This window comes from Frankia sp. CeRuru1, assembly GCF_977966315.1.
In genome coordinates this window covers 2263-13200 of sequence record NZ_CDWWEW010000065.1, presented here as the reverse complement: position 1 = coordinate 13200, position 10938 = coordinate 2263, and the positions used below count along the sequence as shown (strand labels likewise).

General features: G+C 71.0%; 6 protein-coding genes and 2 pseudogenes. 7 read left to right on the top strand and 1 reads right to left on the bottom strand.

Features of this window, described 5'->3' with window-relative positions:
• Window positions 1-36: 36 nt before the first annotated feature.
• Together AC08OP_RS07390 and AC08OP_RS07385 are read left to right on the top strand one after the other, a co-directional pair.
• The gene (locus tag AC08OP_RS07390; protein ID WP_476613503.1) at window positions 37-4071 is read left to right on the top strand and encodes a DUF3367 domain-containing protein; all 4035 of its coding nucleotides are present in this window, start codon (window positions 37-39) and stop codon (window positions 4069-4071) included.
• Window positions 4072-4171: 100 nt separating this feature from the next.
• Window positions 4172-4771, top strand: a complete 600-nt coding sequence (locus tag AC08OP_RS07385) for a RyR domain-containing protein (RefSeq protein ID WP_476613502.1) — start codon at window positions 4172-4174, stop codon at window positions 4769-4771.
• Here AC08OP_RS07385 and AC08OP_RS07380 read toward each other — a convergent pair.
• Window positions 4761-4994, bottom strand: a complete 234-nt coding sequence (locus AC08OP_RS07380) for a hypothetical protein (RefSeq protein ID WP_476593198.1) — start codon at window positions 4992-4994, stop codon at window positions 4761-4763. The two genes, AC08OP_RS07385 and AC08OP_RS07380, sit on opposite strands and share 11 nt — an antisense overlap.
• Window positions 4995-5438: 444 nt before the next feature.
• On the opposite strand from AC08OP_RS07380, the gene AC08OP_RS07375 reads away from it, so the two are divergent.
• The 5 genes and pseudogenes from AC08OP_RS07375 to AC08OP_RS07355 all read left to right on the top strand — a co-directional run.
• Window positions 5439-6920 (top strand): hypothetical protein, encoded by a 1482-nt coding sequence (locus tag AC08OP_RS07375; RefSeq protein WP_476613501.1) that lies wholly within the window; start codon window positions 5439-5441, stop codon window positions 6918-6920.
• A complete protein-coding gene (locus tag AC08OP_RS07370; protein ID WP_476595658.1) occupies window positions 6917-7627 on the top strand; it encodes a creatininase family protein in 711 nt (236 codons plus the stop codon). Before AC08OP_RS07375 ends, AC08OP_RS07370 begins: the two co-directional genes overlap by 4 nt.
• Window positions 7628-8013: 386 nt before the next feature.
• Window positions 8014-8175, top strand: a complete 162-nt coding sequence (locus AC08OP_RS07365; RefSeq protein WP_476613500.1) for an FxLD family lanthipeptide — start codon at window positions 8014-8016, stop codon at window positions 8173-8175.
• Between the two features lie 182 nt (window positions 8176-8357).
• Window positions 8358-9887: pseudogene (locus AC08OP_RS07360) on the top strand (lantibiotic dehydratase family protein); the annotation flags it as partial.
• Between the two features lie 106 nt (window positions 9888-9993).
• Window positions 9994-10938: pseudogene (locus AC08OP_RS07355) on the top strand (sugar-binding protein); the annotation flags it as partial.

Genomic DNA, 10938 nt, shown 5'->3' with positions numbered 1-10938 from the left:
CGCGACACGCGGACGTCACGGTGGCTCCTGTACGGCATGGCCGCCGGCTTCATGGTGCTCTCTCTGCTCCAGGCCCCCGGCAAGCTGACCGCCGACACCAAGCTGGACGTCCCCCTCGACCCGTGGGGCTTCATGGGGCGGGCCACCCATCTGTGGAACTCCCTCGCCGAGTTCGGCTACCTGCCCAACCAGTACGTCGGCTACCTGTTCCCGATGGGACCGTTCTTCGGCGCCGGTGACCTGCTCGGGATACCCGCCTGGATCACCCAGCGGCTGTGGATCGCGCTGATCCTCACCGTCTCCGCCTGGGGGGTCGTGCGGCTGGCCGAGGCCCTGCGGCTCGGCGTGCCGCACACCCGGGTGCTCGCCGGACTCGCCTACACCCTGTCCCCGATGTTCCTCGGCAAGATCGGGGCGACCTCCGTGGCGCTCGCGGGCGCCGCCATGCTCCCGTGGATCACCCTGCCGCTTATCCTCGCGCTGCGTCCGGACGGCGCCCTCGGCGCCGACACCGGTACGGCCGCCGCCACCAGTACCACGGCGGCCGATGATGTCGATGCTGCTGACGATCCCGCCCTGGACCCGGGCCGGCGGCTGTCCCCGCGACGGGCGGCCGCCCTGTCCGGACTCGCCATCCTGGGCACCGGCGGAATCAATGCGACGGTCACGCTGTGCGTCCTGCTCTGTCCGGCGGTGGTCCTCGTGTTCGCCGGCGGCACCCGCCGGGCCTGGGCGCTGCGGGCCTGGTGGGTCGTCGCCGTCATCCTCGCCTCGGCCTGGTGGCTGCTGGCGCTGATGGTGCAGGCTCGCTACGGGCTGGACTTCCTCGCGTTCACCGAGACCGCCCAGACGACCACGGCGACGACGTCGGTGGCGGAAGCCCTGCGCGGCGCGACGGACTGGCTGGCGTACGTCCAGCTGCCCAGGCCCTGGCTGCCGGCCGCCACCGAGTACGTGTCCCGGCCGGTGCCGATCATCGGATCGGCAGCCGTGGCGGCGATCGGGCTGTGGGGGCTGTCCCGGGCCGATCTGCCCGCCCGCCGGTTCCTGCTGGTGACGTTGGCTGCCGGCACGGTCTCGGTGGCCGCGGCCTATCCGGGGCATCCGGGCAGCCCGCTGGCGGGTGCGGTGCGGGACCTGCTAGGTGACCAGCTGGGCTTCTTGCGCAACGTTTACAAGTTCCAGCCGGTGGTGCGGCTGCCGATCGCGCTGGGGATCGCGCACGCCCTGACGGTCCGACCTGTCAGCCTCACCGCCCGTGTGCGGAGATGGACGACCCGCGGGGCTTCCCACCGGCACGGCGGGGCTGCGGACATGATCGCGACCGCCGCGGTGAACGTCCCCGTTGTGCTGACCGTGGCCGCGCTGGTCTGCGGCATGACGCCGGCGCTCGCCGGCAGGGCGCTGCAGCCCCGGCCGTTCGCCCGGGTGCCCGACTACTGGGTGGCCGCCGCGGACTGGCTGGCCGCCCATCCCCAGGACGGCCGGGCACTGGTGCTGCCCGGCTCGCCGTTCGCCGAGTACGAGTGGGGCCGGCCGCTCGACGAGCCGCTGCAGTGGCTGGCCCGCACGCCGTGGGGGGTCCGCAGCCTGATCCCGCTCGGTGGCACGGGCGTGACCCGGCTGATGGACGGCATCGAGCGCCAGCTCGCCACCGGGTCCGCCGCGGGCCTCGCCCCGGCGCTGGCCCGGGCCGGGATCGGCCAGATCCTGCTGCGTAACGACCTGGAACAGAAGAACTGGGACGTCCCCCCGTCCACCGACGAGCTCCACCGGGCGTTGCGCTCCTCCGGTCTCACCCTGGCCGCCGCGTTCGGCCCGCAGGTGCCGGCGCGCGCCTCGGCGAAGGAGCGGCTCGTCCCGGAGCTGCGCAACCCGACCGCGCGGGTACCCGCGCTGGAGGTCTGGACCGTCCCGGGCGGCGCGAAGCTTGTCGACTCCTACCCGGCGGACACCGCCGTCGTCGTCTCCGGCGGCCCGGAGGCGACGGTGCAGCTCGCCGGGCAGGGCCTGCTGAGCAGCGACCGGGCCGCCGTGCTCGCCGCGGACCTCGCCGATCTGTCCTCCGCCGCCGATCCGTCCGCCGCCGTGACGTCCTCGACGAGCCCGGCGGCGATCAAGGTTGCGCCGGGGGAGGTGATCGGCCCGACGACCGCCTGGGTTGACACGGACACCCTGACCCGGCGCGACAGCACCTTCGGACTCGTCCACGAGGCCGATTCGTACCTCCTCGGGCCCACCGGCACCGCGGTCGGCAAGACGGGAGAGCCCCACCAGTGGGCCGAGGCCGACGTCGCCGGCCACCAGACGGTCGCGGGCTACGTCGGCGGCATGTCCGTCACCGCGTCCTCCTACGGCTACGACCTGTTCGCCGCGCCGGACCTCGCGCCACCGGCGGCCGTCGACGGCTTCGCCGCGACCGCGTGGACGGCACAGCGCACGAAGGGCACAACGTCGGCCGGGCAGTGGATCCAGCTCGATGTCGGCCGGCGGATGACCGTGCCCTACCTCGACGTGCGGCTGCTGTCCGAGGGCTCGTGGCGGCCGGCCGTCGAGGCGCTGCGGGTGTCCAGCGAGGCGGGCTCGGTGGTCACCGAGGTGCGTCCGGTGGAGGACATCCAGCGCCTCGCCGTCCCGGCGGGGCCGAGCCGCTGGTACCGCATCACGTTCGCGCGGGTCGGCCAGGAGACCGACGATACCCTCGGCGCCGGTATTCGGGAGATCACCATCCCCGGGGTCACCTTCCGCCACTACGCGCAGCTCCCCACCGACGTGGCCCGGCGCTTCGCCGCGCCGGACGGGGGGCTGGTCGCCTTCTCGATGGCCCGGGCGCGGGTCGACCCGGCGCAGCCGTTCGGCGGCTCGGAGGAGCTGGCGCTGTCCCGGCGCTTCGAGGTGCCCCGGGACATGACGTTCACGATGAGCGGCTCGGCGAGCTTCATCCCCCCGCCGCGGGGGACACCCCCAGCGGGTGACACTCCGTTGCTGGTCGACTGCGGCCGGGGCCCCACCCTGGTCGTTGACGGCACCCGTTACCCCCTGCGGATCTCCGGCCGGGAGAGCGACGTCACCTCGGTGCGGCCGGTGCAGGTGTCGCTGTGCACCGACGGCGGCACGCTGCGGCTCTCGGCGGGGCCGCACCTGCTCGGCGTTGACCAGGGACCGACCTCCATCCTCGTCGACGCGATCGCGCTGGTCGGATCGGGCGCCCAGGTGAGAGCGGCCACGCCGCGGGCGACGACGGTGCACGAGTGGACGGCGGAGCACCGGACGGTCCAGATCGGCGCCGGTGGCCGTGCCTTCCTCGCCGTCCGGGAGAACGCCAACTTCTCGTGGACCGCGAAGCTGAACGGCGCGGCGTTGACCCCGTTGCGCCTCGACGGCTGGCAGCAGGGCTGGATCGTCCCGGCCGGCGCTGGCGGCACGATCGTCATCGACAACGCGCCCGGTGCGGAATACCGCCGCAACCTGGTGGTGGGGCTGTTGCTGGTCGTGGTGCTGGTCGTGCTCGCGGTGCTGCCCGCCCGGTTCCGGCTACGGCCACGATCCGACGAGAACGGCTATCCGGCGCTGCTGAGGCCGCGCCGCCTGCGCCGGTCGCGCCGGTCGCGCCGCCCGGGCCAGCCGCGCCGCCCGGGCCGGCTGGGCCGGCTGGGCCGGCTGGCGGTGTCCCCGCCGGTAGCCGGTGTGGGGTGGACGGTGCTCGCCATGCTGGCGGTGGCGCTGGTGGCGGGCCCGGTGGCGCTGGCCGTACCGGTGTTCGTCCTGGTCGGTCGGCGCTGGCCCGCGGTGCCGGGCCTCTCCGCCGCGGTCGCCATGATCGGCGCGGGAATCGGGGTGGCGGCGCAGCCGGGCAGCCAGCCCGGATCCGGGCAGGGGGCGTTCGGGCCGCTGGTCCAGGTGTTCGGCGCCTTAGCCTTGGCGGCGGTGCTGGCCGCGCTGGCCGGGCGGGCCTGGGACCGTCCCGCCGGCTCGGGCGCCGGCGCCGGCGCCGACTTCGGCGCCCGAGCCGGGTCCGATGTCGGGCATAGGACTCGCAATCCCTATACCGACAACAAGGGACTCGGTTAGCGTTTTCGTGGCGCCGATCGTTCGGACGTCGTCCACCGTCTGTTTCTGAGGGAGACATCCGGTCATGATCACAGCCAGGCGTGCCGTGCGTGGAGTCCGCGTGGATGCTCTACGGCCGATCGGGGCCTCGCGCCCGATCTGGGCCGATGCGGTGGGCGGGGACGGCGGCGCCGGCGGCACGCCGTCGGTCCTGGGCGACGGGGAGTTGGTGGAGCTGCTTGCCCGGGCGATCCACGACCGCTATCTGGAGCATGAGCTCGGTAAACGGCACGCGGCCGGATCGAGGCCCGGGCTGCGGCCCTGGGCGGAGCTCTCCGAGGCGCTGCGGGAAGCCAACCGTGATCAGGCGGCTCATTACGAGACGGTGCTGCGTAACCGTGGCTGGGTGTTCACGCCGGCCGAGCACGACGTCGATCCGGCTGTCGATCCTTTTTCGCTGTCCGCCGCCGAGGTCGAGGAGCTCGCCCGGGCCGAGCACGACCGGTGGTGGCAGCACAAGGAGCGGCAGGGTTACTCCTATGGTCCGGTGCGCGAGGATCTCGGCCCGGACAAGCGTCACCCGTCGATGGTGGACTGGGAGGAGCTGACCGAAGAGGACCGTGATCGGGACCGCGACGCGATCCGGAACATGCCGGCCGTCCTGGCCCGGGCCGATCTGCGCATCACCCGGCGACCCGCCGCCGAGGCGGCTACCCGGTGAGCGGCTGACGGCCGCGACACTCGTCGGCACATTGCCGCTGTCCGCCGGTGACCCCGAAGACCTCTGCGGCCCCTTGACAGCACCCCGACATCAGTGCCGCACCGGCCACCCCCGGCCGCGACACCAGGCTGCCCACCACCAGAATCATCGACTTCGCCGCGCTGCCCGCCCGGGCGGAGACCACCATGGCCGAGCGTATCCGCGACCGGGCAGTGGTGTCCACGAGCACCACGCGGTCTGATTCGCGCGAACAGATGGACCCTCCAGCGCCGAACAGATCGCAGGACCTCATGCCATTTCCGCAGCTCAGCCCGGCGATGACGCTACGAAGGAAACATTCGGCCAGCAGGGAATGACGCGCACCACCACGCCAAGTGATCATCATGGTTGGTGCCCTGCCTGGTTGAACGGGTCTCACGTGGCTCCACCTTGCAACGGAGTGATCATTGGCCTCGGAACGCACCTCGCAGGCGAAAGCGCCGGCCGGCGCGCCGAGTAATCAGACACCTCCTCCGAGCCCGGCGAACAAGAGATGGCTGGAGCGGCACAGGTTCGGCCGTTGGCCCCGGCCCGACAGTGGCGGACCCATTACTCTGGCGATGATCTGCACGCTCCCGAAATGGCGGACCGACGGCGGTCCGGCGAGCAGGCCCGGAGAGGACGCACCGTGAGTAGGCCGAGCCAGCGGGCGGAGCAGGACGAGCTGCGAGCGCGGATGCGCGCGGTCGGCATGTCCCACGACGAGATCGCGATCGAGTTCGCCCGCCGTTACAAGTACCGTCCCCGCGCCGCTCACCGGGTCGCCCATGGCTGGACCCAGCAGCAAGCGGTTGATCACATCAACGCTCACGCCGCCCGCATCGGCCTCGACCCCGACGGCGCCGCCACGCGCACCGCGCCCTGGCTCAGCGAACTGGAGAACTGGCCGGTTCCACTCCGGCGCCGGCCTACGCCCCAGCTTTTGGCCTTGCTCGCCGAGGTCTACGGCACCAGCATCCACAACCTTCTCGATCTTGAAGACCGCGAGACCATGATGCCAGCGGATCTGATGGTTATCAGCCAGCTCCACAAAGGGCTGCCACCCATCACGCACCATGGCTCTGAGGACAGGACGGTGTGGGAAGCGGTTCTCGGTGCTGTCTCCTCGCTGAGGACCACCGGGATCGCGGTCGAGAGCATCAGGCTCGCGAACCATCCCTATCCTGTGTCTGAGTCGGATGTGTTCAATCAACCGCTGGCCATTGGCACCGCCGATCCGGTGAAGCACTGGGTCGATCTACTGAGTCTGATCGCGGGGAGAGTCAACGACAGTGGGGCCGGCTCGGTGTGGAGCCTGGTCCAGGGTCAGCTTGAAGTGCTCGATGCGTTCCGCCGGGCGTCAACGGTCGAGGGCCATCGGTTGCTCGCGGTCCAGGCTCGGTGGTCGGAGTTTCTTTCCTGGCTTGCCGACAGCCTCGGACGTCCGGGTGCTGCGCGGAAGTGGGCCGAGTTGGCGTTTAGCCAGGCGACCGAGGCTGGCGACCGTCGCACCGCGAGCTATGTCCTGATGCGACGGGCTCAGCAGGCGGCTGATCAGGGACGTGGCGGGGAAGCTATCGCGCTGGGAGAAGGTGCGGCGGCCCTCGATTCCAGCAGTGCGTGTACCGCCGCGCTGTGTCTCGTCCGGCAGGCGCACGGGCATGCCCTCAACCGCGACACCGCAGCCTCCCGTGCTGCGGTCCGTCAGGCGGTTCGGCTGCTGGCTGGTGCTGAACGCGACCCGGACCCGTTGGATGGGCGGCACTGCACGGACCTCTACGTGGCGGCATACGAAGGTCACTGCCGGCGGCTGGTCGGCGACCTGGACGGGGCGACAAGGCTACTGGACGAGGTGCTGGCGGCCTGGCCGGCCGGGCCGCGTCAGGATGAGGTGATGTGGCGGGCATGGTTGGCGGACGCGCATACCGCTGCCGGGCGCTTGGCCGAGGCGGGAGCTGAGGGCCTGCGTGCGTTGGAACTCGCCCAGGCCACCGGATCGGCGCGCGCTGACTTGGTACTCGGCAGCATGGCGGGAGCGCTCGCGGGAGCCGATCGGGTGGTCGAGGTCGGCCAGTTCCTCGCCGCTCGCCAGGTCGTTAACGCTGCGACGAGGAGACAGCCATCCCTATGATCACCACGGCGACCAGCGCCGAGGCGGAGCGAGTCGACGCGCGGGCGGCCGTGTTGCCGGTGGGCAGCTTCGAGCAACACGGCGCTCACCTCCCCCTCACGACAGACACGTTGATCGCCCAGACGATCGCCGAAGCTGCGGCCGATGCGTACGGCCTGTTCCTGCTCCCGCCGATCACGTTCTCGTGCTCCCATGAGCACGCCTCGTACCCGGGAACGGTGAGCATCTCGTCGGTGACTCTGACCTCGGTCATCCGCGACGTCGCCAGCTCTCTGGGTCGTTCCGGCGTCGCCGCGGTGGTGCTCGTCAACGGTCATGGGGGCAACTACGTCCTGAACAACATCGTTCAGGAGGCCAACATCGGCGGGCCGAGCATGACGCTGTTCCCTGGACGGTCAGATTGGGCGGCGGCCCGCGCCGCTGCCGAGTTGGAGACCGACGCCCACGACGACATGCACGCCGGCGAGCTGGAGACCTCCATCCTTCTGCACGTGCACCCAGACCTCGTCCGGCCCGGCTGGGAGACTGCCGACGAGGGAGGCGGCCCCCGACCGCACCTCCTCGTCCACGGCATGACGGCGTACACGCAGACAGGCGTGATCGGCCGTCCCTCGCTCGCTACCGCGGAGAAGGGCAAACGGCTCCTGGACAGCCTGACCAGCCTGATGAGCGCCCACCTCGACGCGCTCGGCCTGACTGGTCGCTGACCACGCCCTACTCCCGGCTTCATCGGCCACCGGAGAACCGGGCTGCGGGGTGAAGCGGCTACACACTGAGACGAAGGTCCGCTGCGCTCAGGCCGCGCCTGGCACCCGAACGACCGGGCATGTATCCCGGCGTGTCTGGCCGAACACACCAGCATGGCGGAGGTCATCTTCCCAGGTCAGCGACCGGACAAGGCGCGAAGAGAAAACTTCGCCACCGGGGGAATGACCTTGCGCCGTGGGCGAGGCATTGTTACCTCTCGTTACCGCCGAAGGCCGGCATGGTAACTCCCGGCCCTGCGCCGTCCCGAAGCGAATGCACGTTGTGAGCGTGGTGCTCAGGGATGGTCGGCAGGTACACCGGGGAACGGCACTGAGAGGAGACGTGGATGTCCATCGTGCAGGAAGTCGGCCCATCGGGTCCGGCGCCGGCCGACTGGTTCGACCTGCCGATCACCGTCGTCGATGACAGCACGTGCGTGGCGAGCGACGGCTGCGACACCTCGGACGGCTGCTCGTCGACCTGTCCGTCGGCGTGCGCCAGTTCGTAAACGCGGGTCGTCGCCGTGCCGCCCCGACGTCGTCGGGGCGGCACGGGACGCGGATGTGACGAAGGCTGGGGAAGGGACGATGCCGATGGGCGGGGCGCTGTACCGGCCGGCCGGTCCTGCGTTGCTGCGCGCAGCGACGAACGCGCCGGGCAGCGTGGCGTGTTGGCCGGGTCGAGCAGATCGTGGCCGGGCAGCCGGTCACAGACCGACGGCTGCGCGCCGCCGCAGCAACGGTGGTGCGATACCTGCTGCGCGCGGAGGGGCGGGCGACGCCGTTCGCGCTGTTCGCGGGTGTCGCACCGGCCATGTTTGGCCAGGTGGGGACGGTGCGCTTCGGGGATCGCCACAGGTCGACGGCTCGGGTGGACGCCGCGTGGCTGGGCGAGGTCATCGACCGTCTGGAAACGGGCCCACTGCTGGAGCGGGTGACCGTCGTGTTCAGCAGTCTCGTCGTCGAGCGGGCGGGGCGGTTGATCGTGCCTCACCCGGACGGCCAGGCGGAGATCCCTCTTACTCCGCCGGTTCGGCTCGTGCGGGATGCCGCCCGCGATCCGGTGCGCTTCGCTGAGCTGGCCGACAGGCTGAACGAGGCGTTCATCGCCGCGGACCCTGAGCGCATCGAGAGATTGCTGCGTCAGCTCGTCGCCGAACACTTTCTGGTCACCGACCTGCGGGCGCCGATGACGGAGACCGATCCGCTCGGCCATCTGATCACGGTCCTTCGGACGGCAGGTGCGTGCGACCTGGTCGAGGTCGCGCCGCGGGTGGAGGAACTGACCACGATCCACACCCGGCTCGGTGAACTCAACGTGGCGCCGGCCCTGGCGGCGCAAGTGGCGCCACGCACGTCGCTGCTCGCGGCGATGGACCGGATCACGCCCCAGGATCGCTCGCCCTTGGCACTCGACCTCGTGCTCGACTGCGACCTTCAGCTGCCCGGGTCTGTCGCGTCAGATCTGGCTGTGGCGGCTGGTGTCCTGACGCGGCTGGGCCGAGAACCATTGGGACCTGCGGCATGGGCGGACTATCACCGCCGGTTCGTCGAACGCTACGGCGTCGGCAGCGTCGTTCCGCTGCTTGACGTGCTCGACGACGCATCGGGGCTTGGCTATCCGGCGGGCTATCCGGGCTCGGTCCTGCCGGCGTCCGCGCCGACGGTGAGCGATCGGGATCGGCGGCTGCTTGCCCTGGCATGGGAGGCGCTCGCGGGCGGCGGTCCTGTTGAGCTGACCGATGCGCTGATTGAGCACGTCACCGCCGGTGATCTGTTCGACCCGCGTTTCCTCCAGCCCCATGGAGAGATCGCGGCGAAGATCTACTCCAGGAGCGTTAAGGCGTTGAACGCCGGGGACTACCAGCTGGCAGTGACTCCCGCCCGTGCGGCCGGAACCCTGACCGCGAGGTTCCAGTCCTCGACTGGTGACGCGGCAATGGCCCGCGCCTACAGATCGGTTCCGGTGCTGCACGAGGGCGCTACCGCGGTACAGCTGTCCTGCCCGTCGAGGTTCGTCCGCGGCCAGAACGTCGCGCGGCTGCCCCAGTTTCTGCCCGAGGTACTGGCCCTCGGCGAGCCACCGTCGGACGGGCCGCGCGGGTTGGTGCCTGGAGATCTGGCGCTGACCGCGACCGGGCGGGGCCTGCTGCTGATCGAGGCCGCCACCGGCCGCATTATCGATCCGCAGATCTTTCACGCGCTGACGCTCGACCGGCAGATGCCGCCGCTGGCACGGTTCCTGGCGCACCTGCCGCGCGCGTTCGCCGCCCCGTTGACACGCGGACGCCGCGACATCCGGCTGGACGCTACGCAAGCCGACGACCGTGACCACCTGGATGGGCGGCGGTTCCACCCCCGACATCGTCCGCACCACCTACTACAACACCGCCGGGAACCCGGTCGAGGTCCGCCAGCCGAAGGCGAACAGCGCCGGCACCGACGCCTTCACCACCGTCATCTCCTACTTCACCGCGACCGGCTCCGGCGGCTGCGTCAACGCCTCTTGGACGGGCCTGGCCTGCTCGACCGGCCCGGCCGCGCAGCCCTCCTCGGGCAACCCGCTGCCGGTGACCACCTACACCTACAACAACCTCAACCAGCCGTTGACCAAGGTCGACACCGTCACCTCCGGATCGACGAGCACCCGGACCACCACCTACACCTACGACGCGGCCGGCCGGAAGACATCCGAGGCGTTCGCGGCCAGCCCGGCCACGGACGGCGGCACCGCGCTTCCCACCGCGACCTTCGGCTACAGCACCACCACCGGCCTGCCGACCACCACGACCGCGAACAGCACCACGCTGACCACCGGCTACGACACCTGGGGTCAGGTCACCTCCCAGACCGACGCCGACGGCAACACCACCACCACCGGCTACGACACCGACGGGCAGATTTCCTCCGTCAACGACGGCAAGGGCAGCTACGCCTACGTCTACGACACCGCCACCGAACACCGCGGCCTGGTCACCAGCCTTGGCGTCGGCGCCGGGTCGGCACCGTCCACCTTCACCGCCACCTACAACGGCGACGGCACACTCACCTCGCAGACCCTGCCCAACGGCCTGGTCGCCACCACCCGCCTCGACAACACCAACAAGCCGACCAGCCTCGCCTACGCCAAGTCCGGCACACCGTGGCTGACCTTCTCCCAGGCATACTCGATCCACGGCCAGGTCCGCCTCGACGCCAGCACGCCCGCGACCAAGACGCTGGGCTACGACCCGGCGGGCCGGCTGACCTCGGTCGTCGACGCGGTCAGCTAC

Excerpts from the sequence above, each read along its gene's own strand:
- AC08OP_RS07370 (WP_476595658.1), top strand. The coding sequence starts at position 6,917 with ATGATCACCACGGCGACCAGCGCCGAGGCGGAGCGAGTCGACGCGCGG.
- AC08OP_RS07365 (WP_476613500.1), top strand. The coding sequence starts at position 8,014 with ATGTCCATCGTGCAGGAAGTCGGCCCATCGGGTCCGGCGCCGGCCGAC.
- AC08OP_RS07390 (WP_476613503.1), top strand. The coding sequence starts at position 37 with ATGGCCGCCGGCTTCATGGTGCTCTCTCTGCTCCAGGCCCCCGGCAAG.